Raw genomic sequence first — 25113 nt, 5'->3', positions numbered from 1 at the left:
ATTGAAGATGATGGACGTTGTGTAATTTATCACTTTGATAGAGAAATGCTAAACAAAGCTCAAGCAATGATTGAAAATATTATTCGTGATGCTAAAGTTGGAGAAATCTATGAAGGTAAAGTAACACGTATTGAAAAATTCGGTGCATTTGTTGAATTGTTCCCAGGTACTGATGGTTTATTACATGTATCAAAAATTTCTTATGATCGTGTTGAAAAACCAGAAGATGTATTAAAACTTGGAGATATCGTTAAAGTAGTTGTAACTGAAATCGATGATAAGGGACGTGTAAATGTATCTGCACGTGACTTACTTGAAAAACCTGAAGGATGGGATGAAGCTCAAAAAGCAAAGAAAGAAGCTTTTGAAAAGAGAAGAAATTCTGAAGGTGGAGAAAGAAGAGTATTTAAAAAGAAAGACTAAGTAAAACCCCGTATGGGGTTTTTCAAATCAAGGAGAACTTTAAGATGAGAATGAGAAAAAAATCTTGGGCTGAGCCATTTCTTAATGAAAATGATCAATTTGTCATACAAGAGCCACAAAATAACAAAGGAAAATGGAAAAAGATATTGAATTGTGAAACACTCCACGTAGAAATAGGGTGTGGAAAAGGAGATTACTTTATTCAAATGTCGAGCATGGATTCATCAGTTGGATGGATAGGTGTTGAAAAAGATCGCAATGTTGCGGCAGTAGCTGCAAAAAAAGCAATTGAAACAGGAAATCAAAATTTATTGATGATTACCTTGGATGCTGATCAAATCGATCAATGGTTTGATGAAGGAGAAATTGATACAATTCACCTCAATTTCTCTGACCCTTGGCCAAAAAGCGGATATAAAAAGAGAAGATTATCTCATGGTAATTTCTTGAATAAATATAAATCGCTGTTGAAAAATGAAGGTCAAATCATTATGAAGACAGATAATCAGGGACTATTTGAATTTTCACTTGTTGAATTTAATCAAAATAATTGGGTTCTTCAAGAGGTGAGTGTCGATTTTAGAAGAAACGAACATCCAGAGGATGCGATTAGTGAATATGAAGCGAAATTCATGAGTTTAGGACAACCTATCTATCGTGCTATTTTTGTTTGCAAAAAGTAGCATACAAAAGATAGATTGTGGTAAACTATATAGAGAGTAGGAGGGTGTAAATGAGACGATTTTGTTTAGTACTTGTAGCATGCCTTTTATTTGGTTGTGCACAATCCACTCAGTCATTAGAAGCAAACATTCAAAAGGAATTAGACTTTGCGAATACACTAGCAACAGTTGAGGGTGATAATCGAAAAGATTTTTATTCTTATTATATTGAACCAAGTATAGGTAAAGTTAGTTCTAATCCAAGCAATAATGTATTTTTGAAAGATGGAGTTCAATTTGTAATGAACCTCAATGTTTCAAAAATAATTAGTGAAAAATATTATGCTGATGCACTGACGGGTGATGATGTAGCAACTAAAGAAAATCTATTGTTTGAATTAGATGGACAATATGATGATGGGCTATTAAATAGTTATGATTATCGATGCCAAGTGTATCAGTATGAGAATGCATATATGTTGCTATTAGAGACACAATATATGAATTTCTATACTGTTGCTAATGCAAATCAGTTACCTGGTATAGCATCTGAAATGCTTAAGATTGCAAGAACAGTTCGTGTTCATAAAGATGAAATTATATCAGCTTATTCATCAAAAGAAGCAATTCAATATAAAAAAGAAGCTCTTAATTTATTTGAAGTTGCTGTACCTGAAAATGGTCGTGTGGATGAGATGATTTCGGATAAGACAAATATTGGTGATACAACCGGTACTGGTGGTGCAATGAGCGATGACTTCTATCAATCAGATGATTTTGGTAGTAAAATACCTGCAGCAACACCAACGCCTGAAGTAAATGAAGATTATGCCTCAGATGATTTTGGAACACCTGAGTAAATGAATAACATAAGGAGAATACACTATGAAAAAGTTAATGGGCTTATTATTTGAAGAAGAAGAAGTAATCGAAGAGGAAGAAGTTTATGAAGAACCTACTCCTGCACCTTTACCATTAAAAAGGGAAGAAAAGAAAGTTGTTCAACAACCTAAGAAACAAGTTCAACCTCAACCACAACAAACACAAACACGAGTTGTACAACAAGCTAAACCTTTACTTTCTACGGAATCTGTAGATGGTTTAAATATTCCTAATCCACATACAAAGGTGGTTGTAGAAGAACCAAAACCAGAATCAAAGAAAATTAGTATGAATATTGATGATTTAGTTGAAGTTAAACAAGTTGTAAAACATCAAGAAGTTCAAACTCAAGTAACAAAGAAGAAACAAATGCCAATGGGGTATGAATTTACACCAGTAATCAGTCCGATTTTTGGTGTTGATGAAAAAGATGCTGAAGCAGTTATCCCAACAGCTCCTAAGAAAAAGATTGGTGATAGTCATATCGGAACTATCATTTCACCTATGTATGGCGTTGATAAAACGGCAGAACCGGATGCAACTAAATTAGAAACATCAAAATCATCTAAACCAACAGAAACAGAAATGAAAGCTGAGAAAGATGTAATAAATTTAACTCTTGATGATATTTTAGCTAGAACTGCTGCATTATCAGGCAAGAAAGTAACAATTGAAGAAGATGAAGAAGTGGAATATGTTGAAAAGAAAGTCATCAACAATCGTAATTTAAGTCTGTTTGATGATGGAAGTGATGAATAGGAGAATTGAATATGATCTATTTTATAGGAATTAAAGGAACAGGAATGGCAGCATTAGCATGTATTCTACATGATTTGGGAGAAGAAGTTGCGGGCAGTGATTTAACGAAACATTTCTTTACTGAAGAACCTTTAATTGCTAGAAATATTCGTATCGATGAATTCACTAAAGAAAACATTAAAGATGGAATGACAGTGATTATTGGAAATGCTTTTGGTGAAGACTTTGAAGAAGTAATAGCAGCAAGAGCAAATAAATCAGTAACATGTTATCGTTACCATGAGTATCTTGGTATTTTAATGTCGCGTTATATTTCTATCAGTGTTGCAGGTAGTCATGGTAAAACAACGACTACTGGTATGTTATCAGCAATGATGGATACCGTATTTCCTACAGGTTATCTCATTGGAGATGGTACAGGTGTAATTCATGAAGATAGTAAATATCTTTGTGTTGAATCTTGTGAATACCGTCGCCACTTTTTAGCATACAAACCAGACTACGCAATTATTACTAATGTTGAAATAGATCATGTAGACTATTTTAAGTCCGATGAAGATTATCGACATGCATATGAAGAGTTTTCTAAGAATATCAAAAAGACATGTGTAATATGCGGAGATGATTCAGAAGCAAGGAAACTAGAGTTAGCTTGTGACCATATTTGGTATGGCGAAGGTGAAAATAATGATTTACGTGCTATTAATATAGTAGAGGGCACGACAGGAATGGAATTTGACGTTATGTTTAAAGGGGAATTCCAATATCGATATCATTTGCCTTTTGTGGGAAGACATTTAATGTGGAATTCACTTGCGGTTATTGGTATTGGTATGTTAGAAGGGTTAACTCCTGAAGTGATTGAAGAAGGACTATGTTCATTTAAAGGTGTCAAACGACGCTTTGTAATAGAAGAGGTAGGTAATAATGTCTTTATTGATGATTACGCTCATCATCCTACCGAAGTATCAATTACGATTGATGCTGCTAGAAAACGTTATCCAGATAAAAAATTAGTAGCTATTTTTAAGCCACATCGTGTTTCAAGAGTATTCCATTTTGCTGATCAGTTTGCCAATGCATTACTAAAAGCGGATGAAATATATCTATGTGATTTTACGAGTATTGATGATAAAGAAGAAGGTATTAACATCGATATTCACTATCTTCAAGAGAAAATACCTGGATCAAAAATCTTATCTGAAGATGATCAAGGGGCTGCAATTCTTGCCAAAGAAGAGCCAGCAGTATATCTATTTATGTCAAGTAAAGACATCTATGGATTAGCAAACAAAGTAAAGCGCTATCAAAATTCTTGAAAAATGTTACATTCTTGTTATAATAGTACTGTGAGGTGGACATTTTATGAATGAATTTATAGAAGCAGCGCAAAACTTGTCAGTTCAGTTGCTTCCTGTTTTAGGGGTAATTGTACTGATTTTTCTTTGTGTTTTATTAGTTAAACTTATTAATTTTGTTAAAACTTTAGAAAATTCTGTTAATGATTTAAGTGGAACAATGAAGTTAGTTGATAAGAGTATTGAAAAGGTTCAAGCACCATTGGATACAGCTGTTAAACTAAGTCATACAGTTGATGAAGTGCATGACAAGAGTTATGCAGCAGTGAAACAGGCTGGTGAATATGTATCAGAAAATATGGGTTTAGTTAAGAATTATGTTAACGAAAAGCTTAATAAAAAACCAGTTAATCAAGAAGTAAAACAAGATGATGATATCGTAGACTTCTAGGAGGTAACGCATGGAAAATAACACAGTGGATTCTATTGAAAAGACAGTTGATGATTTAAAGAAAAAGATTAATGAAATTGAATCAGCAGATAAGGATGAAAATTCTAATTTTGTAATCCCTTTTGATATGGATAAACATTCAAAAGAGAAAATTGAAACAATTCGTTCTAAGACTTTAGAAGCTTTGAAGAAAGCATTAGCACAAGCTAAAGAAGCGTTAGAGAATGTACAAAATAATGAAAAGCTTAAAGATACTGTACAAGGAATTAAAGATGGTGCACTCAAAGTATATGATGATGCGATTATAAAAATTGATGAGATCAAAAATAGTGAAAAATTAAAAGAAACAATTGAAAATGTTAAAGACTCAGCTAATGATCTTGGACAAAAAATAACAGATGGTTTCGGTAGAGTAATCGAAAATGAAAACGTACATAAAGCTGTTGATTTTGTTGCGAAAGAAACTGACAAAGCAAAAAAAGCAGTCAATGATTTTGTAACTTCTCCAGATGTTAGTGAAAAAATAGAAAAAGCAAAAGATGCAACAATTGATCTAGCAGATAAAGCTGCGGATAAAATTAGAGATTGGCTTAAACCTGAATCTAAAGTAATTCATAAGATTGAGGATGATAGTACAGAAGAGAAAGGAACTGAAGATGAAAAGAGTAACGATATATGATGTTGCAAAAGATGCAGGTGTTTCATTAGCAACAGTATCTCGTGTAATCAATGGTTCTGATGTAGTAAAAGGCCCTACTCGTGATAAAGTAGAGGCGGCAATAGAAAAATTAGGATACAAACCAAACGCGATTGCTCAAGGACTTGCGTTACAAAAAACAACGACAATTGGCTTGGTTATACCAGAAGCGAGTTTTACTTATACTGGGCAAATCATTAATGGAGTAATTGCTGTTGCAGGAATGTATAACTACAATATTATGTTGCATACAACTACTGAAGGGGTTACCGATATTAGTGATATTATTGAAACAATTATTAAATCACATGTAGATGGTGTTGTTATTTACAATGACAAGATTTTAATTGATGAAATGGATACTTTATCAAAGTACAATATTCCTATTGTTATTATTGGTAATAAAATGTCTGGACATAATATTTGTTCGGTTTACGTTGATATTGAGAAAGCTGTTTATGAATTATCAATGAAGTATTTAAGTAATGGTAAAGATAACATTGCAATTATTCAAGATAGAAAAAATCAATATGCAATTAGTCAAATGATTAAAGGTGTTACACGTGCTTACAAAGAAAAAGGCTTGGTATTTAATAACTACCTAGAAATTCCTGAATCATACCGTACATCTTATAATTATTTGAAAGACTATTTGAAAGATAACAAACATGATTTGATTATTGCGAATCGTGATTCACAAGCAATGGCAGTTTGTAACGCTGCGAAAGAAAATGGAATTGAAATACCAAAAGAAATGGAAGTAGTTTGTGTTATTGATACAAAATACAATTCAATGGTACGTCCACAAATTTCTTCATTTGCAATACCATCTTATGATTTAGGTATGGTATCAATGCGCGTTATGACTAAAATGTTACAATGTGATGAAATTGATGAATCAGAAATTGAATTAAGTTATTTATTTACACCACGTCAATCAACTAAGTAATTGACAGTTAGTAGGTAACTGATTATAATTGACCCATAAGCGATGAAAAGAAAAGAGCTTGAATGTATGTATAAAGAAAGGTTCTGGTTGATGAAAAGAACTTACAACATTGAAGAAATACACCTTGGAGCTTCTTATTGAAAAGATAAGACGTTACTCACGTTAAGAGTTTGAGTGCATAGGGTAAACCTATGAATTAAGGTGGTACCGCGTAATTTACGTCCTTTGTTTAAAGGGCGTTTTTATTTTGTCAGGAGGAGAAGAAAATGAATTTTTTAGAAGAATTAAAGTGGAGAGGTTTAGTTAAGGATTGTACAGATTTACCTGGGTTAGAAGAGAAATTAAAGGAACCTGTAACAGCATACTGTGGATTTGATCCAACTGCAGATTCTTTACATGTAGGTCACTTGCAACAAATTATGTTGCTTCGTCGTTACCAAAACGCAGGGCATCGTCCAATTGCATTGTGTGGTGGCGGAACAGGGATGATTGGAGATCCACGTCCGACAACAGAAAGAAAACTTTTGAATGTTGAAGAATTAAATTACAATGTAGATTGTTTAAAGAAACAACTTTCACATTTTATTGATTTTGAAAGTGGCAAAGCTATTCTATTAAATAACTACGATTGGTTAGGAAAATTATCATTACTTGAAGTGTTAAGAGACTATGGAAAGCACTTTAATGTAAGTTATATGTTAGCTAAAGATACAATAGCATCAAGACTTCAAACAGGTATTTCATTCACTGAATTTACCTATACAATTCTTCAAGCAATTGACTGGTTAAAATTATATACTGAACACAACTGTGAACTTCAAATTGGTGGTTCAGATCAATGGGGTAATTTGGTATCAGGTACTGATTTGATTCGTAAGATTTGTGGTGATAAAGCAAAAGTATTTGGTATTACATCGCCATTAATCACAAAATCAGATGGCTCAAAGTTTGGTAAGAGTGAAGGTAAAAATATTTGGTTAGATCCTACTAAAACGAATGCATATGAATTCTATCAATTTTGGGTGAATACCGCAGATTCGGATATTATCGATTACTTAAAACGTCTATCACTTAAAACACCAGAAGAGATCATGGCATTAGAAAAATCAATGCAAGAAGCACCGCATTTACGAGAAGCACAAAAAGGATTAGCAAGTGAATTAACAGAACTTGTACATGGTGCTGATGGATTAGCTTCTGCATTAAAAATTACAGATACACTATTCAAAGGAGATATTCGTGAACTAAGTGCGGATGAAATTCGTCAAGGTTTAGCTGATGTTCCAAAATTCAAAATTGAAGAGGGTGTATTACTGATTGATGCATTAGTTGATAGTAAAATCTGTCAAAGTAAAAGAGAAGCTAGAGAACTTATTCAAGCTGGATCAATTCAAGTCAATGGCGAGAAAAATACTGATTTAGAAAGTGTTTTAAACAAAGAGCATGCAATGAATAAAGAATTTACAATTATCAAAAAAGGAAAGAAAAACTACTTTATTTGTGAATTTTAGATGCAGATTATTCTGCATCTTTTTTCTATATACATGAAAAAACTTCAAGTTAAAATAACAATAATGACTGTTTTGGCTTGTATGAATTTAGTTTGTTTTATGGTAAAATATCACGAGAGGTGACTCCATGAAGCGGTTATGTAGAATTTTACTCTTATCCATTTTTTTATTAAGTGGATGCACAAGTAAAAATAACAATGAACTTGATACTAAGAAATTAGATGAATATAAATCGAATGTAGATATTTTGATACGCAGTGCTCCTGAAACATCTACATCACAATACTTTTCAGTGAGCTATGAAATGAGCACTTTGCCAGATGGTACGCATCGATACTACCTTATCATTGATAATGCGGTTCAATGTATGTATAATGTCAAAATCATGGCAATGGAAGTTGGTAGTGACTTTGATACTTCTATGGCGCCATCGATTGGTGTTTTAGATGATGAAAAGTATAACTTGATTCCTTCACAAGTTGCTATTGAAGAGGGATATGTAAAGGGATTAGTTTTAAGTGGTGAAACATTGAATAATCCAATTGATGTAAAATTAATGGTGTCTTGGACTGATGAGTCTAATACCCTACAAATGAAAGAATATTTGATACTTCATATAGAAGCAAATCAAGGCAGCGGAGAATAAGACAATGACACAAAGACAAAAACAATCTTTTATGGCAGGTGCTCTTACAAGTTCTGTCGGTATATTTATTTCAAAAGCAATAGGACTATTTTATATAGTTCCTTTTACTGCAATGGCAACAGAAAATAACATGTTCTTCTATAGCCAAGCCTATACCTATTATGAATTATTATTAAATATTTGTACGGCGGGGTTTCCATTTGCAATAGCAGCACTTGTTGCCCGATATGCAAATAAAAATGATTTTAAGACGGTAATGCTTGTCCGCAAGTTATCGATGTCATTAATGCTTGCATCAGGGTTTATTATCGCGATTTTATTCGCAATGATGTCATTCCCACTAGCGCAAGGAACACTGGGTCCTAGTGCCCCAATTGAAGATATTAAAACATTACAAACTTGTTTTATTCTTTTAACTTTTGCGATAGTAACTGTACCGTTCTTGAGTGTATTTAGAGGATTCTATCAAGGTTTAAAAGAATTAAAAGTATATGCAGTTTCACAAGTTATTGAACAAGTAGTACGTGTTGGGGGATTGCTTGCATTAGGTGCTTTCTTTATTTATATACTTAAAATGAATAATATTTATGCCATTTATATGGGAGTATTCTCAACTTCATTAGCGGCAGTTATTGCGATTGTATATTATTATCGTTTTGATCGTAAAAATATTGGTGATTTAAATAGAGCTGCAAGATATCAAAAAGAACCTGCAGTACCTGCAAAAGAATTATTCAAAGAATTATTATTATTTGGATTACCATATTTGTTAGCATCAATTCTTGGAAATAGTATGAGTATTGTAAATAACTCATTCTTTATGAATGCAGTAAAAGCTACATCAGAAAACTATGAGTACTACACGCTAGTATTAGGGATTATGCAGACAAATTGCAATAAGTTAACATCGATTCCACAAGTCCTTGCAATTGGATTTGGGGCGGGTATTGTTCCTTATCTTACAATCTCACTTGAAAATAAGAACTGGAAAGAACTACAAAAAAATGTATTAGATTGTTTGGATACAGTTCTTTATATTGGTATGCCTTTGTTTATTTGTTTACTGGCATTAGCGGAACCGATTTATTATGTTATGTATGGGGATGCCAATCTTACAATCGGTGCAGAAGTTTTGAGATGGAGTAGTGCAATCTCAATTACTGGAACACTATCTCCAATCTGTAGCTCGATGATGATGACATTGCGATTAAGACGTCAAAGTATCTTTTATTTATTTATAGGATTTGTTGTAAAGTTTGTTTCTTTCTTTGTATTAATTGATATGTTTGGATACTCAGGTGCACTAACTTCAAGTATACTGACATCATTTGTTGTTATATTTTTAAATTTACAATTAATCCAAAATAAATACCATGTTCATTATGGAAGAACGTTTAAGAGATTCTTTAGAATTTGTCTTTGTTTGTTTGCGATGAATGGTTCATTTGTTTTATTGAGACTAACCGGATTAGATGCTGTAGGACATGGTAGATTAATGGGAACACTAATCTTGGCAGTGTATGGAATCGTAGGTATGGGTGTTTATTATTTTACAAGTTCTTGTCTAGGTTTACCTAAGGCTATTCTTGGTTTGAATTTAACACAACTTATTAAGAGGTTTAGAAAAAGAGGTAAAGCATAATGATGAGACTTGATAAATGTCTATGTCATTTAGGCTATGGCACAAGAAAAGATGTAAAGAAAATCATAAGAAGTGGTGTGGTTAGTATTAATGGTATCGTATGCAAAAAAGAAGATACAAAGTTTGATGAAGAAAATGATCAATTGATGATTGATGGAATTGATATTATATATCAAAAGTTTGTTTATATTATGTTGAATAAACCACAAGGTGTAATAAGCGCAACAGAAGATGGTTTACATGAAACAGTATTAAATTGTATCCAAGACACAACGAAGGGTTTATTTCCTGTAGGTCGCTTGGATATTGATACAGAAGGATTAATTTTACTAACTAATGATGGGCAGTTGGCACATGATTTATTATCACCAAAGAAACATGTAGATAAAACATATTATGTTGAAATCAGTGAGCCTTTATCTAAAGAATCAATTGAACTAATCGAAAAGGGTATTACGATTGATGGTGACGAATTATGTAAACCAGCAAAAGTAAAAGTTTTAAGTGATAAGGCAATTGAACTCACAATTACTGAAGGTAAATTCCACCAAGTTAAACGAATGATCCTCGCTTGTCAATCGGAAGTAACATACTTAAAAAGAATATCTATGGGATCACTCCAATTAGATGAAGAGTTGGAATTAGGTCAATGGCGATATTTAACAAACGATGAGTTAGAAAGTTTAATGCAATGACATTGTATTTAAAGTAGATATCAAAAGATAATTGATTTGTTCTACTGAAAACAAAAATTTTTATAAATTAGTAATATAACCCAACTTTGTTGGGTTATATTTAGTTGGACATAGTTTTGTAAATACGACATAATGATATTGAGGTAAATCAAATGAAAGAATTATCAATTATAGATGCAGAAAAACAAGGAATAAAAATGAAAAACCACATGATGGATAATGGTGAGAAAAGATTTCGCTTAGTTCAAGACTGTGGCAGTTCTTATATCTGTACAATTACTGCGGAAGCATCAGGATGGCAAAACAGTCATTATCATCTAGAGAAAAAAGAATTTTATTTATTAGAAAGTGGTTGTGCTTATGTTGCTGAATTAATTCATCAACAATTACAAATTACACAATTAAAACTAGATGAAGTCTATTCTATTAAAAAAGGAAACCCTCATAATATTTATTTAGATGAGAATTCCGTGTTGCATACGATTAAATATGGAACTAAAAGTGAAGATTGGCATACTTGCATAGAATTAGATGAAATGGTTAAAATAATTTGTGTCAAAGACATCAAGTAAATTTTAATAAAAAGGAGATGCTTATGAAGATTACTAGAAAACAAGGTTCTATATTTTATTTGATATTGCTTATTATACTTATAGTTATTCTTATTGTTGCTTATCCTCTTGCGATGAGCCAAATACAAAACTACATTATGACTATTTCATTATTCTTGGGTGTAGTTGTCATACCATTTATTTACTTTGCATTTGCATCTTGTTTAACTGTTTTATCTGGTTTAAAATTTACTGCATTATCAAAGAAAGTGAATTGTATAGTTCGTTATATTTCACTTGCGATTCTTGTTTTGTATTTAATAAGTAGTATTGCAGTTTTAGTGTTCAATCAAGGTGGTTTATTCTCATATTATTTGGGCTTGCTTATTAGTTTTAATGGAATTTTTATATTGTTAGGAATTATCGTTAATGCAACCATTGATTATCAAATTAAATCTATAGTAAAAGAAAATTTTGTGAGTGAGTTAAATGAAAATGAAAAAAAAGAATCATCAACTGACGATTCTTTAGTCCAATAAATGATTCATATCAATGTCTAAATGCAATAATTCATTTGATTCACTATAGTGTTTTAATACTTCAATCACTTGGTTAGTTAGATAGGTTGGTGTGCTTGCCCCAGAGGTAATCGCAATTCGATCACATCCTTCTAACCAGTTTTTTTGTATATCATTTGATGTTTCAATTAAGTATACATGTGGAATGCCATTTAATAGTGCAATTTCTTTTAACTTATTTGAGTTATTTGATTTTGGATCACCAACAACGAATAAGCAATCTGTATCTGTAAGTTTTTCAATTGCTTCTTGTCGAATTCTTGTAGCATTACAAATCTCATCTAAAATCACGATATGTTTGTATTTGGCTTTGCAAGCTTCAATGATAGAGTAAATTTCCTTAATGCTCATGGTTGTTTGATTAGTGACCATAACTTGGGGATAATCTGGTAATTGATTGATATCATCTTTACTCTCGATGAAATGTACATGGTCACTGATTGCGATAACAGCTTCAGCTTCTGGATGAAATTTCTTTCCAATATAGAGTACTTCATAATCTTTCTCTAAGTATTCTTTCACAATTATTTGAGTCTTTGTAACATCATCACAAGAAGCGTTAACGACAATCAATCCTTTTTCAATCGCTTTTTGATAAACTTCGTCACTAATGCCATGGGCAGTGAAAATCACAACTCCTGAATGAATCTTATCTAATAACTCTAAACGAGTTTTACCTTTTTCCTCTACGCATTGTATGCCAAGTAATTCACAAGCTTCTACAACATATTTGTTGTGTACAATCATACCAAGCATAAAAATCATTTCATTGGGGTATTCAAGAGCGGTTTTTTTCGCTAAATTGATAGCGCGAACTACTCCTTTGCAATAACCACGGGGTGTTACGGGGATAATTTCCATTTCATAATTCCTTTCTATGCTTAAAAATAGTATAATACACATGGAAGGATGATTCTATGAAAACATATCAAGATTTTAATTTTAATGAAAAAACAAAAGAGTTTATACGACTCAACCGATTTGTGGAACCAACCCCAATTCAAAATGCTGTTATTCCTATGGCAACAAAAGGAAAAGATATAATTGCAATTTCTGATACTGGTACAGGTAAAACCCATGCGTTCTTAATTCCATTAATGGAGAAAGTTGATACAACACAACAAGTTGTACAAGCTGTAATTACAGCTCCTACAAGAGAATTAGCAATGCAAATTTTTAAGAATGCAAAATTGATGATGGAAGCAGATCCATCATTAAGAATTAAATTAGTAACTGGAGGAATGGAACGCAGTAAGATGGCTGAGTCATTTAAACATCAACCACATATTGTAATTGGTACTCCAGGACGTATTAAGGACTTATTCCTTGAACAATCTGTATTACGTGTTGATACTGCTTCGATTTATGTAGTTGATGAAGCGGATATGACGCTAGAGTATGGCTTTTTGGATGATGTTGATGCAATTTGTGGAAGAATGGGTGATAAGCTACAAATGATGGCTTTCAGTGCTACGATACCAATGGCTCTTAAACCTTTCTTGAAAAAATATATGAACGCACCACAAACCATTCATATTAAAGAAGAACATAATTCAAATCCAAAGATTGAACATGTACTTGTTCCATGCAAGCATAAAGAGTATGGTGAAGCATTACTTGAACTTTTACCTGGATTTATGCCGTATGTATGTTTGATTTTCGCAAACACAAGAGACGAAGCAGGTGAAGTTGCTGCATTATTACGTAAGAGTGGGAAAACTATTGTAGAAATACATGGTGGGCTTCAAGCGCGTCAAAGAAAACAAGCTATGAAGCAATTAGGAAGTTTAGATCATACATATATTGTCGCAACAGATATTGCATCACGTGGTATTGATATCGAAGGAATCACGCATGTTGTTTCTTTAGGATTTCCAAGTGAATTAGATTTCTATATTCATCGTTCTGGAAGAACAGGACGCGCTGGTAAAGATGGTGTGTGCTTTGCGTTATATAAAGAATCAGATGAAAAGGCAATACGTGCACTTAAAGAAAAAGGCATTCATTTCGAACACCGTTTATTTAAAAATGGTTCGTGGCAACAATTAAAACCTCATGGTCAAAAAATGATTACGAAGAATGACGAACGTGAGAAAGAAATTGCCAAGACATTAAAACGTAAAAATGAAAAAGTAAAACCAGGGTATAAAAAGAAAAAAGCAGAAATGATTCAAAAGATTAAGCAAAAAGAACGTCGTGATCATATACGACAAGATATTAAGGAACAAAGAAAAGAAAGATACAAAGCAGCTCAACGACTTAAATCAAAAGGAATTATCGAATGATAATTGGATCACATGTTTCGATGAGTGCCCCTGATTATTTGTTGGGTTCTGTTAAGGAAGCTTTGGAATACGGAGCTAATGCTTTGATGGTTTATACTGGTGCGCCACAAAATACATTACGAAAAAGTGTCTCTACTTTGAAAGTAGAAGAGATGAAATGTTTAATGAGTGAAAATCATTTACCAATGGAACGATTGGTGATACATGCACCTTATATTATTAATCTTGCGAATACAATCAAACCTGAAACATATGAACTAGCAGTATCGTTTCTTAGACAAGAACTAGATCGAGTTCAAGAGATTGGAGCTAAGTATTTAATTCTACATCCAGGTTCTTATGTTGCGGCAACTCTTGAAGAAGGAATTGCATCCATCATAAAAGGACTAAATGAAGTAGTTCGAGAAAAAGATGATTTAATCATTTGTTTAGAAACTATGTCAGGCAAGGGTAGTGAGGTAGGTTATCGCTTTGAACAAATCAAAGCAATCTTAGATCAAGTTCATTATCCTGAAAAATTTGGGGTATGTTTAGATACATGTCATATTCATGATGCAGGTTATGTTGTTGGGTCGATTGATGCTGTGTTACAGGATTTTGACCGAATTATAGGATTAGAGAATTTATATGTTATTCATTTGAATGATTCTAAGAATGTAATGGGTGCTAAAAAAGATCGACATGCAAATTTAGGTCAAGGTGAGATTGGATTTGCTGAATTGTATCGTGTTGCACATCATCCATTACTAGAAAATAAAATCAAGATTCTAGAAACACCATGGATTGATGGTCAACCACCATATAAAGAAGAAATTAATATGTTAAGAAAATAGTCAGTGAAAACTGACTTTTTAAATTCTTTAGAATTAATTCTTTCTACTTTATTGACAAGAGAATAAAAAAAGAATATTTTGTAACTATTGTATTGGAGGATATAACTATGCATAATGTATTGTTTGAAATAGGTGGATTTACATTTTATACATATGGATTTTTGATAGCGATAGGAATTTCGTTGGGATTTGTGATTGCACAAAAACGAGGTAAACAAATTGGATTGAATACTGAAATTTTTGATTCACTTGCTTTATGGTTATTTGGATTCGGGTTTCTTGGTGCAAAACTACTTTATTGGATAACAATCATTGATCAGATATTACTGAATCCAAGTATTCTTTTTGATTTTATGAATGGGTATGTGGTTTATGGTGGGATATTAGGTGGTATTCTGGGTGGATATTTATTTTGTAGAAAACACAAATTAGATTTTTTAGCTTACTTTGATTTAATTGTTCCATCTGTTGCGCTTGCACAAGCATTTGGGCGCGTTGGTTGTTTCTTTGCGGGGTGTTGTTATGGAAGTGTAACAAATAGTCCGATTGGTGTGATTTTTCCAACTGGTTCACTTGCTCCATCAGGTGTAGCGGTTATTCCAACCCAATTATTCTCTAGTGTATTTGATTTATTGCTGTTCTTTTTGTTAATAGCTTTTGCAAAAAGGAAGAAAGCAGAGGGTGAGGTTGCATCGCTGTATTTAATTCTCTACAGTGTGGGACGATTCATAATTGAGTTTTTTAGAGGTGATTTAATTCGCGGATCAGTTGGAACATTATCTACATCGCAATTCATTTCTATCTTTGTATTTGTAGTAGGGATTGGTTTATTTACTTATTGTCGTAAAAGAAGTTCAAAACAAAAGAAATTGTAAGACTTCTTTTATTTTGCAGGAAAGTTCTCTTACTTAGCTTAATACAATAAAAAAAGAAACCTACTTCAACAAAGCTTTGAACACCACCACTGTTAGATGATGGATTTGAGCTTTGATGAACTTGAAGTAGGAATCTAAAATAAAGCTAATGAATTCAACCTTCGTTAATAACTACCCAGTAGCATGGAAGAGTACTGAGTTTATTGGACACAAATTCTACGAAAGAGGAATTTGGGTACTCCATAAAGGTTCTTTGAATGATTTGTGTAACAAATCAATTTTCTTCTAGTTTGAACAATTCTTTTATTTTCTTCGCAACACCATTATTTACATTTGTATCAATGACACAATGAGCGACTTTCTTTGGATTGGGCATTGCATTACCCATAGCACAACTCAGTCCTGCAATTTCCAACATGGATAGATCATTTTCGCCATCACCAAATGCGACCATCTCTTGAACAGGAATTCCAGTCATCTTTTCTAAGTCGTACAAGGCTTGACCCTTACTAATTCCGATTCTTACAATTTCTAACCAAGCCGGATTTACTAAGAAAGTATCATATTTTTGAAGTTCAAGTAATTCATTTGCAAGAGCTTTTAATGATTCAGGTTTTCCTAGACAACATATCTTTGGTAGGTCAGGTAAATCAATAATGTCTTTAATAAAATACATTTTATATCGTCTACTTTGATTGATTAACGACTTTAAACTATAAACACCCGTCAAGAGGAGTGCTGAAACAATATTTCTTTTTGGTAATAGAATATAAGCATGTGTTTCATAGAACAATTCAGTGATAACACCATGTTGTTGCGCAATGCGACAAAGCAATTTAAAATCATCTTGATTTAATTTTTCTTTTTCTATAACTTCTTGAGTTGCACAATTACGAATGTATTGACCATTCATACCTACAAAAAAGCCATTGTATTTTTCTAATTCTAATTGTTCGATGAATTTGATACAGCCATAATAAGGTCTTCCAGAACATATAGAGAACTTAATCCCTTTTTTTTGAAGTTCAAGAATAGTGTTTCTTGTTTCTTCGCTGATCTGACTATTCTCATTTAGCAATGTACCATCTAAATCGGATAAAACTAATTTGTACGAGGTTTCACTCATTTGATTTCCTCAACCATTTTTAAGATTTCTTCTTTTAACGTCTCAACTAATTGATCTTGGGGTACAGTACGAATGATTTGTCCTTTTTTAAATAAAATGGCACCATTTTTACCTCCTGCTACTCCAATATCGGCACGCGATGCTTCCTGAGGTCCATTAACAGGACAACCCATAATAGCAACTTCGATATTTGAATGGATAGTCATTAGGAATTTTTCGATTTCTTCCACAATTGGTATCATATCATATTGAATACGACCACAAGTAGGACACGAAATTAAGTTAGGGACTTCGTCTATTAAGTTAAAAGCACGTAACAATTGTTTTCCAATGAAGAGTTCATTTACAGGATCACTGCTTACAGAGATACGAATTGTATCACCAATACCCTCGTGGAGTAATGCGCCAAGAGCAGCACTGGATTTAATTGCGGAAATGTTAAATGACCCAGCTTCAGTTACACCTAGGTGTAATGGATAAGGGAATTCTTTTGCAGCTAAACGATAGGTATCGATTGTTAAGGGGACGTTGCTTGATTTAAAGGATAAACAAATATCATAGAAATCTAACTCTTCTAAGATATCTACATGTTTTTTAGCACTTTCAATCATGGCTTCAGCACAGGGTTTACCATATTTATCCAATACTTCTTTTTCTAAAGACCCACTATTGATACCGATACGAATCGGAATATTGCGTTCTTTACACTTTTCGACCACTTTTCTGACATTTTCTTTCGAACCAATGTTTCCAGGGTTAATGCGTATTTTATCAATTCCTTGATCAATTGCTATAATCGCAAAATTATAGTTAAAGTGAATGTCTGCTACCAATGGAATATTTGTTTGATTTTTGATTTCTCTTATCGCTAATGCATCTTCTTCGTCAAGTATTGCCATTCTGACAATATCGCATCCTGCTTCTTGAAGTGCTTTTATTTGTTTAACAGTTGCGGTTACATCTTTTGTCTTGGTATTTGTCATGGATTGTAATAAACATTTGTTTTGACCTCCAAGTTGTAGATTACCAACATGAAGTACTCGAGTTTCAGTTCTTTTCACTGTAAAATCGCCTCGCTTTCGGCTCTTATTATACCACGAAAAAGGGTAGAAAAAGGCTTTCACGAAAGTATTGGCTTTTTTTTCAAGATATGCTATACTTGTAAAGCATTATTAGGAGGATTATCATGCCAAGAGAGAATATTACTTTCAAGTGCTCTGAATGTGGTGAAGAAAACTATATTGGCACTAGAAACAAACGTAAACAAACTGAGAAAATGGAAATTCAAAAATACTGTTCAGTTTGTAGAAAAAAGACTTTACACAAGGAGAAAAAATAAGAAAAGCCTTATATTAAGGTTTTTTTTATAAATTAAATGATGGAAACTATACTAACTGCCGTGGTTGGCATGTATCAAACCAATTGTTATATATTAAAAGATGAAGGTCATCTTTGTATTATTGATCCAGGGAAAAAAGCCGAAAGAATTATTAGTATGATTCAAGAAGATGAAATCGTCGATGCCATTTTATTAACACATGGCCATTTTGATCATATTGGTGCCGTAGATGAATTGGTAAAATACTATCATTGTCCTGTCTATGTTAATGAGAATGATCATGAACTACTTACAGATACATCAAAAAATACTGCTTCTGGCATGATCGCAACTGTAACAAGTTCGACCCAATACTTTCACGAAGGTAAGATGAAAATTGGTCATTTTGAATTTGATATTATTTTTGCACCAGGTCATACTGAAGGATGTACATTAATACAATATAAAAATCACTTATTTACTGGAGATGTTTTATTTTTTGAAGGAATTGGTAGAACGGATCTATATGGTGGTAACATGAGTAAAATGAGACAAAGTCTAAATGTAATCAAATCGTTTAACCCAAATTTAATTGTTTATCCAGGACATGGACCAACATCTACAATTGAACATGAATTAGCGGTTAACCCATATTTTTAAGAAAGCAGAAATAAATTCTGCTTTTTTTTTAGGGAAAATAGAAGAATAAACAAATCATTTGGTAAGGAGATGACATGGAAAAAAGATTAGAAGAATTACTTATTGTTGCGATTCACTATGGAGCTAGTGATCTTCATTTTTCACTATTTGATGATGAAATAAAGATTGAGTTTAAATATCATGAAAAGATGATATTGGTTAAGAAACAAGAAGATGATTTAAAATTCTTTCGCTATTTACAATATCGAGCGAACCTAGATTTAGGTAACAGTGTGTTACCACAAACAGGTAGATTTGATGTAAATGTAAATGGAGAGAGGGTTTCTTTGAGGTTTGCAGTCATGAAAAGTTATCGTATAACAAGTGGTGTCTTAAGAATTTTGAGTTCTAATTCAAAGATTGAAATACAGCATTTAACGTATGATCAAAATGTTATTCAAATGTTGAAATCAATTGAAAATCATCGTAGTGGTTTATTTATATTTAGTGGACCTACAGGATCTGGCAAAACAACCACTCTGTATACAATCCTAAATCAAATCAAGCATAAGAAAATATATACCTTAGAAGATCCAATAGAAATCTATAGTACAAATTTTGTACAACTTCAAATTAATGAAAAACAGGATTTGGGATATGATCAAGGAATTAAACAATTATTGAGGCATGCTCCGGATATTATCATGATTGGTGAGATTCGTGATGAGGAAGCAGCTAAAATGGCGATTAGATGTGCTTTAACGGGTCATTTGGTTTTGACTAGTATTCATGCAGGTAACTGTTTTTTAGCGATTGAGAGGCTATTAGAACTGGGTGTGAGTCAATATCAACTTATGGATGTCTTATTGGGGATTAGCAATCAAAGACTATATTCATCTCTTTCAGATAATTCGAAGGTTGGCATTTATGAAATATTAACAAAGAAAGGTGTGAATGATTATTTTAAACATGAAATACCGAAAGATTTTAAACCAATTCAATACAGCATCAAACAAGCAATCCAACAAGGAATTATCAGTGTTCAAGAAGCAACCAAAGACTTGGATGAATAAACAAGATATAGAAGGAATATGCGTTTTAGTTCAGTCAGGGTTTTCTTTTCAAGATGCTTTACGACTACTTAAAGATAATAAGAATAAAACTTGTTTTGATCAATTACTATCGCAGTTAGAAAAGGGTGAGGAAATAGAAAATTTTATTCAAATTTATTTTTCTAAGGAATACTGTATGTATCTTAAACCATTCTGTATGTTTCTACCTTTTACGCAAAGTTTAACACTAACAATGAAATGTATAAAAGAAGAGAAGAATTATCGAACAAATATTTTAAAGGAATTACTTTATCCTAGTTTGCTTTTCATTGGAACATGGATGGGATTAACAGTTTTCACATTCTTATGTTTTCCTACATTAATAACGATGTTTACTAATTTTAAAATGGATCCAACAACACTTCTGTCAATACGATTTATATTCATATGTATCTGTATTTTCATCACAATTGTATTGTTGAGTATGAGTGTGATCATTTTATTGTGGTGTAACAAAATGTGTCGATGTATTTTATATGAAATGTATTGCAAACTGAATAAAAATAACATGATTAAAACCTATCAAAGTAATTTATTCGCTCGCTTTTATCGTCAATGTTCAATGAGTGGTATTAAAACAAAAGAAACAATGAAATTGCTAAGTAATATCGAAATTCATCCCATTCTAAATTTGATGAGTACAACAATTCAAAAATCACTCACAAGGGGTGAAAAGATGGAAGAAGCATTAGAAAATATTTATTTAGATCGAACGTTAGTTCAATATATGAAAGTTGCGATATATTCATCATCTATGGATGAAATGTTAGAAGGATACATAAGAATAAACGAAACAAAGATGAAAAGAAAGATTAAACGTTTTGCGAAAGGATGCCAGCTTATTAGTTATGGATGTATTGGGTTTATTATCGTTATTGTGTATCAAATTCTTATACTTCCCTTAACGCTAATGGCTCAACTGTGAGGTGAATATGAAGAAAGGATTTACTTTATTAGAAATGATTATTGTTGTATCAGTATTGTCTATTTTGTTTTTACTGGCAGTTCCTAACATTCAAAAAGTAATGAAAATTGTAGATGACAAAGGATGCAATGCAATGCTCAAAGTAGTTGATTCAGCAATTTTACAATATCGATTGGATTATGATGAATATCCCAATGATGTATATGATTTAGTGAATGCTGGATTGATGAGTGATGAACAAATACAGTGTTCTACCAACCAAAGTGTAGGTATTAGCGATGGACAAGCAATACTTCAATAGAGGATTTACATTGATAGAAATGATGATAATTTTGTTTATTGTATCTTCATTATCAATCTTAATTTTGCCTCTTGTTCGACTACCTAATATTGATGATATGATTTTTGCGAATGAGTATTTAATCAAACAATCTGAATGTATTAAGGATAATAAACAGGAGGAATTTGAATCAATCGTTAGTGCAGAGTATTCTTATCCAATTATTTTTAACTATAAAGGAAATGTAAGAATGGCTCAAACTATAATAATACCTGGAAAATCAAAGAAAATTGTTAGTCAACTTGGAGGTGGTAGGCTTGAGTTTAAATAGGGGATTTGTTTTGATAGAAGTTAGCTTATGCATTGTGATAACTTTAGTGGTTGTTACATGTGTGTTAGGTATTAAAAAATTAGAAGTAGTGCATTCAGAATCAATTGAGACTTACTTGGAACAAGAAGATCAACGTTATATCCAAATCTTAATAAATAGAAATGAGTGTGAGATTGAGTGTCTAAATACAAACGAGGAAGTACCTCCATCGAATACCTCATCGGACTTATCATAGTTGCAGTTCTTGTACCTATTGTTTATACATCACTTCGCTTATTAATTGATCATAATTATTTTAATGACGACGCTCAAGATGAAATTGCCTTATACCAATTAAGAAAAGCAATGCTGTTTATGGAAAACATAAATGTTGAAGATGGTATTCTTTATGCTAATTATCGAGGAGAACAAATCGAATTAATTACTTCAAATCACCACCTCTACATGACACCAGGAACATTGATTTATTTTACTGATTTAGATGAGGGATATTTTGTAATAGAAAATGGAAAAGTATACTATGAATACAAACGGGAGGATGTAGTAAGAAAAAGGGTAGTTGCTCATGAGTAAGAAGGGATTTATTAGTGCAATATTTTTGTGGTATTTACTACTTGTTATAACACTTTTAGGATATATTGAGTCACAGTTTCAAGCTAAAATTCAAGTTTACTTAAATGTGAAAGAAGCTAATTCTATATTAGACCTAGAGGTAAAAATCATTGATTGGTTGATTTGTGAAATGAAGAATAATCGATTGAAAGATGGTGGATATGAACTAAGTGGTATATCATTTGAAGTCATGATAGATGCAGATTTAATTAATATTGATGTGTATCAGGAAAAAATACTTCACTTTGAATATGAGAAAGATTTGTTCTCCGCTGTTGATGAATGTGAATCACAGGTTGAAAAGATAGAGTAAAAGCCGTATCATACCTAGTAGTGAGGAAATGATATGAAAAAGTTAATTACATTTATCGTGATGATTTCAATTTTGTTGGGTATGGTAGGATGTCAAAAAAAAGAAGAAACAGTCAATACAATTAAAACCAAAGAAGAGGATTTGATTGAAATATTTAATACGCTGGAAGCGAAGCACAAAAACTTATACGCGAATATAACGAAGGAAGAACTACAACAAGAAATAGAGCAAGTAAAAGAAAATGTGAATGAAATGAGTGATGCAGAATTTTATTATTCAGTTTTGCATTTATTGACTCTTGTTCAAGATGCACATACAACCATAGGATATTCAAATTCTAAATATGCCTATGAACATGGGCTGCCTTTTGCAATAGCAAAGTTTGAAGACAATTGGCATACAATGATTTTAGATGAAGCTTATAAAGCGTATTTGGGATATCGAGTTGTAAGTATCAATGACATGAGTATCCAAGAAATTTATGAGAAGGCGAAGACAATTATCCCTCATGAAAATGATGCGTGGATTGATCAAAGTTTTTCTAATACAATTAATTTTCAAGAAGCACTTATTTATTTAGGTGTTGTTGAAGAAAATGAAGAAATTGTTCTTTATGTTGAGGATGATAAACAAGAATTAATACCAATTCCATTAACTCCATTAAATGAACAAGAAATCAAGAGTGCTAAATTAGCAAGAGTTGAAAGAAATACAAATCCAAGCACAAGTCTAATAACTAATATTTACAATTATCAAAAGATGAATGATGACACCTTATTTATTCAATATAACTCATGTCAAGAAGATCCTAAATTACCGATGAAAGACTTCACAAAGCAAGTTGAAGCGGAACTTGATACAACGGATTACAAAACTATTATTTTTGATTTGCGATATAATTCTGGAGGTAATTCAGAAGTAATTCAACCATTATTCAATATGATAAAAAAATCTGGTGACTATACATTTTATACATTAATAGGTAATAAAACATTCTCATCTGGAATTATGAATGCAATCGATACGCAAGAAATGTTTAATAGCCAACTAGTTGGTACACCAACAGGTGGAACTGTAAATGGTTATGGAGAATTGAAAAGTATAGAAACTTTAACTGTTCCTTTTATTGTTTATTATTCAACAAAGTATTTTGAATTGATTAAGGGTTACGATAAAGATTCACTTTATCCAGATATAGAAATCAAACAAACCTATGAAGATTATCTTAATGGAGTTGATCCAGAAGTTACATGGGTGCTTGAAAATAGCGACTAAATTGTGGGTTATCGTTGACAAAACGTTCGATTTCCTTACAATAGAAGGGTAGGAGTGTGAACAAAAATGATTATTGTAAACGATTTGAAACCAGGAACAACATTTGAAAACGAAGGTAATATATACGTAGTTATTGATATTGCGCATAATAAAACTGCAATGCGTCAAATGATTGTAAAGGTAAAAGTAAGAAATTTAAGAACAGGTGTTATCAATGAACTATCATTTACTGGTGGAGATAAAGTTGAACAAGCACATATTGAAAAGAAAGAAATGCAATACTTATATGACAGTGGAGATGCACTAGTATTCATGGATACATCTACATATGATCAAATTGAAATTAATAAAGATAAATTAGAATGGGAAATGAAATTCCTTAAAGCTAATGATAATGTTAATATTTCAATGTATGAAGGTGTAGAAATTCTTGGTTTAATTCTTCCAGATAAAGTTGAATTACGTATTGTAGAATGTGAACCAGCAGTAAAAGGTGATACAGCAACATCAGCATCTAAGAATGCAACACTTGAAACAGGATTAGAAATTAGAGTACCTCTATTCATCGGTCAAGATGAGATGGTATTAATTAATACTGCTGACGGTAAATATTCAGGACGCGCATAAGACGAAGAAATTCGTCTTTTTTTTGGGAGAAAATGAAAAAATGTAAGAAAGTGTTGTGAAAACATTGACAAACATTTTTGATTCTTTATAATTGAAAAAGTATTGGAGGATATGATGAAAAAATACATGAAATTATTGTTAACAATGTTGTTGACAATCGGCATGCTTACAGGGTGTGCTAAGAGTGAGTTTAAGGGTGGAACATTCACAGGAGAAGAAAAAGGGTTCTCATCAACTATTAAAGTTGAAGTAACAATTTCTGATGACAAGACGATTGAATCAATCAATGTTCTTGAATCTGCAGAATCTGCAGACATTGGTGAAGTTGCACTACCAATCATGATCGAAAAAGTAGTAGCACAAAACAGTGTTGAAGTAGATGCAGTTTCAACTGCTACAATTACTTCTGATGCTTTCTTAGTAGCAGTAACTAAAGCTATTGAAGCAGCTGGATTAAAAGTAACAGATTTAAAAGCTAAAGAAGCTGGATCAGTTGAGAAAAAAGCTGAAACACTTGAAGCTGATGTTGTTATTATTGGAGCTGGTGGAGCAGGGATGACTGCTGCAATCACTGCTGCAAACGAAGGCAAATCAGTAATTATTATTGAAAAAGCACCAATTGTTGGAGGAAATACTTCTCGTGCAACAGGTGGTATGAATGCTGCTGCAACAAAATACCAAGATGAAGCAGGTATTGAAGACAGCGTTGAATTATTCGTTGAAGATACAATGAAGGGTGGCTATGATAAGAACAATAAAGAATTAGTTCAAACATTAGCTGAACAATCTGCATCTGCAATCGATTTCTTAGATTCAAT

Annotated in this window: 31 protein-coding genes and 1 other annotated feature; of the genes, 28 read left to right on the top strand and 3 right to left on the bottom strand. The window is 32.2% G+C overall.

The window, feature by feature from the left end; genetic code table 11:
• The 14 genes from RR643_RS06910 to RR643_RS06845 form a co-directional block, all read left to right on the top strand.
• On the top strand, positions 1–423 hold a 423-nt coding region (locus RR643_RS06910), incomplete at its 5' end, for a S1 RNA-binding domain-containing protein (RefSeq protein ID WP_332482758.1).
• A 44-nt stretch (positions 424–467) separates the two neighbouring features.
• A complete protein-coding gene (gene trmB / locus RR643_RS06905) occupies positions 468–1106 on the top strand; it encodes a tRNA (guanosine(46)-N7)-methyltransferase TrmB (protein WP_332468627.1) in 639 nt (212 codons plus the stop codon).
• A gap of 50 nt (positions 1107–1156) precedes the next feature.
• Positions 1157–1945: a hypothetical protein gene (locus RR643_RS06900; protein ID WP_332468626.1), complete on the top strand. Its 789-nt coding sequence runs from the start codon at positions 1157–1159 to the stop codon at positions 1943–1945.
• Between the two features lie 25 nt (positions 1946–1970).
• Positions 1971–2726, top strand: coding sequence for a hypothetical protein (locus RR643_RS06895; RefSeq protein ID WP_332482757.1), 756 nt, complete (start codon positions 1971–1973; stop codon positions 2724–2726).
• Between the two features lie 11 nt (positions 2727–2737).
• Positions 2738–4045 (top strand): UDP-N-acetylmuramate--L-alanine ligase, encoded by a 1308-nt coding sequence (murC, locus tag RR643_RS06890; protein ID WP_332482756.1) that lies wholly within the window; start codon positions 2738–2740, stop codon positions 4043–4045.
• A 46-nt stretch (positions 4046–4091) separates the two neighbouring features.
• Complete coding sequence (locus RR643_RS06885) at positions 4092–4475, top strand: hypothetical protein (protein WP_332468623.1); 384 nt, start codon at positions 4092–4094, stop codon at positions 4473–4475.
• Positions 4476–4485: 10 nt separating this feature from the next.
• A complete protein-coding gene (locus RR643_RS06880; protein WP_332468622.1) occupies positions 4486–5154 on the top strand; it encodes a hypothetical protein in 669 nt (222 codons plus the stop codon).
• A complete protein-coding gene (locus RR643_RS06875) occupies positions 5132–6121 on the top strand; it encodes a LacI family DNA-binding transcriptional regulator (RefSeq protein ID WP_332468621.1) in 990 nt (329 codons plus the stop codon). The genes RR643_RS06880 and RR643_RS06875 overlap by 23 nt, the downstream gene beginning before the upstream one ends.
• A 33-nt stretch (positions 6122–6154) precedes the next feature.
• Positions 6155–6350: a binding site (T-box leader), on the top strand.
• A gap of 37 nt (positions 6351–6387) precedes the next feature.
• A complete protein-coding gene (tyrS, locus tag RR643_RS06870; RefSeq protein ID WP_332468620.1) occupies positions 6388–7632 on the top strand; it encodes a tyrosine--tRNA ligase in 1245 nt (414 codons plus the stop codon).
• A gap of 127 nt (positions 7633–7759) precedes the next feature.
• Positions 7760–8278 carry a hypothetical protein gene (locus RR643_RS06865; RefSeq protein ID WP_332482755.1) on the top strand — a complete coding sequence of 173 codons (519 nt, stop codon included), beginning with the start codon at positions 7760–7762 and terminating at the stop codon, positions 8276–8278.
• 4 nt (positions 8279–8282) lie between these two features.
• Entirely contained in the window at positions 8283–9920 is a 1638-nt protein-coding gene (locus tag RR643_RS06860; protein ID WP_332482754.1) for an oligosaccharide flippase family protein, read from the top strand.
• On the top strand, positions 9920–10615 hold the full coding sequence (locus RR643_RS06855) for a pseudouridine synthase (RefSeq protein ID WP_332482753.1): 696 nt from the start codon (positions 9920–9922) through the stop codon (positions 10613–10615). Before RR643_RS06860 ends, RR643_RS06855 begins: the two co-directional genes overlap by 1 nt.
• A gap of 152 nt (positions 10616–10767) precedes the next feature.
• Positions 10768–11187 (top strand): hypothetical protein, encoded by a 420-nt coding sequence (locus RR643_RS06850; protein WP_332482752.1) that lies wholly within the window; start codon positions 10768–10770, stop codon positions 11185–11187.
• Positions 11188–11210: 23 nt separating this feature from the next.
• Positions 11211–11705 (top strand): hypothetical protein, encoded by a 495-nt coding sequence (locus tag RR643_RS06845; RefSeq protein WP_332468615.1) that lies wholly within the window; start codon positions 11211–11213, stop codon positions 11703–11705.
• Here RR643_RS06845 and ispH read toward each other — a convergent pair.
• A complete protein-coding gene (ispH, locus tag RR643_RS06840; RefSeq protein ID WP_332468614.1) occupies positions 11694–12605 on the bottom strand; it encodes a 4-hydroxy-3-methylbut-2-enyl diphosphate reductase in 912 nt (303 codons plus the stop codon). The genes RR643_RS06845 and ispH overlap by 12 nt on opposite strands.
• A gap of 56 nt (positions 12606–12661) precedes the next feature.
• Here ispH and RR643_RS06835 point away from each other — a divergent pair, with 56 nt between their 5' ends.
• The 3 genes from RR643_RS06835 (at position 12662) to lgt (ending at position 15737) form a co-directional block, all read left to right on the top strand.
• Positions 12662–14029: a DEAD/DEAH box helicase gene (locus RR643_RS06835; protein WP_332468613.1), complete on the top strand. Its 1368-nt coding sequence runs from the start codon at positions 12662–12664 to the stop codon at positions 14027–14029.
• Complete coding sequence (locus RR643_RS06830; protein WP_332482751.1) at positions 14026–14862, top strand: deoxyribonuclease IV; 837 nt, start codon at positions 14026–14028, stop codon at positions 14860–14862. Before RR643_RS06835 ends, RR643_RS06830 begins: the two co-directional genes overlap by 4 nt.
• A 107-nt stretch (positions 14863–14969) precedes the next feature.
• Positions 14970–15737, top strand: a complete 768-nt coding sequence (gene lgt, locus RR643_RS06825) for a prolipoprotein diacylglyceryl transferase (RefSeq protein WP_332468611.1) — start codon at positions 14970–14972, stop codon at positions 15735–15737.
• A 274-nt stretch (positions 15738–16011) separates the two neighbouring features.
• On the opposite strand, the gene RR643_RS06820 is transcribed toward lgt, so the two are convergent.
• Positions 16012–16863: a Cof-type HAD-IIB family hydrolase gene (locus tag RR643_RS06820; RefSeq protein WP_332468610.1), complete on the bottom strand. Its 852-nt coding sequence runs from the start codon at positions 16861–16863 to the stop codon at positions 16012–16014.
• Positions 16860–17924, bottom strand: a complete 1065-nt coding sequence (gene ispG / locus RR643_RS06815; protein WP_332468609.1) for a flavodoxin-dependent (E)-4-hydroxy-3-methylbut-2-enyl-diphosphate synthase — start codon at positions 17922–17924, stop codon at positions 16860–16862. Before ispG ends, RR643_RS06820 begins: the two co-directional genes overlap by 4 nt.
• A gap of 125 nt (positions 17925–18049) precedes the next feature.
• Here ispG and rpmG point away from each other — a divergent pair, with 125 nt between their 5' ends.
• The 11 genes from rpmG to RR643_RS06760 form a co-directional block, all read left to right on the top strand.
• Positions 18050–18202, top strand: a complete 153-nt coding sequence (gene rpmG, locus RR643_RS06810) for a 50S ribosomal protein L33 (RefSeq protein ID WP_078712319.1) — start codon at positions 18050–18052, stop codon at positions 18200–18202.
• 69 nt (positions 18203–18271) lie between these two features.
• On the top strand, positions 18272–18841 hold the full coding sequence (locus RR643_RS06805; RefSeq protein ID WP_332482750.1) for an MBL fold metallo-hydrolase: 570 nt from the start codon (positions 18272–18274) through the stop codon (positions 18839–18841).
• A 74-nt stretch (positions 18842–18915) separates the two neighbouring features.
• Positions 18916–19893, top strand: coding sequence for an ATPase, T2SS/T4P/T4SS family (locus RR643_RS06800; RefSeq protein ID WP_332468607.1), 978 nt, complete (start codon positions 18916–18918; stop codon positions 19891–19893).
• Positions 19859–20857: a type II secretion system F family protein gene (locus tag RR643_RS06795; protein ID WP_332482749.1), complete on the top strand. Its 999-nt coding sequence runs from the start codon at positions 19859–19861 to the stop codon at positions 20855–20857. The genes RR643_RS06800 and RR643_RS06795 overlap by 35 nt, the downstream gene beginning before the upstream one ends.
• A gap of 7 nt (positions 20858–20864) precedes the next feature.
• On the top strand, positions 20865–21158 hold the full coding sequence (gene comGC / locus RR643_RS06790) for a competence type IV pilus major pilin ComGC (RefSeq protein ID WP_332468605.1): 294 nt from the start codon (positions 20865–20867) through the stop codon (positions 21156–21158).
• A complete protein-coding gene (locus tag RR643_RS06785) occupies positions 21136–21468 on the top strand; it encodes a prepilin-type N-terminal cleavage/methylation domain-containing protein (RefSeq protein ID WP_332468604.1) in 333 nt (110 codons plus the stop codon). Before comGC ends, RR643_RS06785 begins: the two co-directional genes overlap by 23 nt.
• 177 nt (positions 21469–21645) lie before the next feature.
• Positions 21646–22041, top strand: a complete 396-nt coding sequence (locus RR643_RS06780) for a hypothetical protein (RefSeq protein ID WP_332472277.1) — start codon at positions 21646–21648, stop codon at positions 22039–22041.
• Complete coding sequence (locus RR643_RS06775; protein WP_332482748.1) at positions 22034–22393, top strand: hypothetical protein; 360 nt, start codon at positions 22034–22036, stop codon at positions 22391–22393. The genes RR643_RS06780 and RR643_RS06775 overlap by 8 nt, the downstream gene beginning before the upstream one ends.
• A gap of 33 nt (positions 22394–22426) precedes the next feature.
• Entirely contained in the window at positions 22427–23668 is a 1242-nt protein-coding gene (locus RR643_RS06770; RefSeq protein WP_332482747.1) for a hypothetical protein, read from the top strand.
• Between the two features lie 66 nt (positions 23669–23734).
• Positions 23735–24295 (top strand): elongation factor P, encoded by a 561-nt coding sequence (gene efp, locus RR643_RS06765; RefSeq protein ID WP_332468599.1) that lies wholly within the window; start codon positions 23735–23737, stop codon positions 24293–24295.
• A 114-nt stretch (positions 24296–24409) separates the two neighbouring features.
• Positions 24410–25113 (top strand): FAD-dependent oxidoreductase (locus RR643_RS06760; protein WP_332482746.1); only part of this gene is annotated, 704 nt, incomplete at its 3' end.

This window comes from Anaerorhabdus sp. (assembly GCF_036637135.1).
Lineage (GTDB): Bacteria > Bacillota_I > Bacilli_A > Erysipelotrichales > Erysipelotrichaceae > Anaerorhabdus.
Note: the sequence above shows the minus strand (reverse complement) of the source record. Positions and strands in the feature narration are given on the sequence as shown.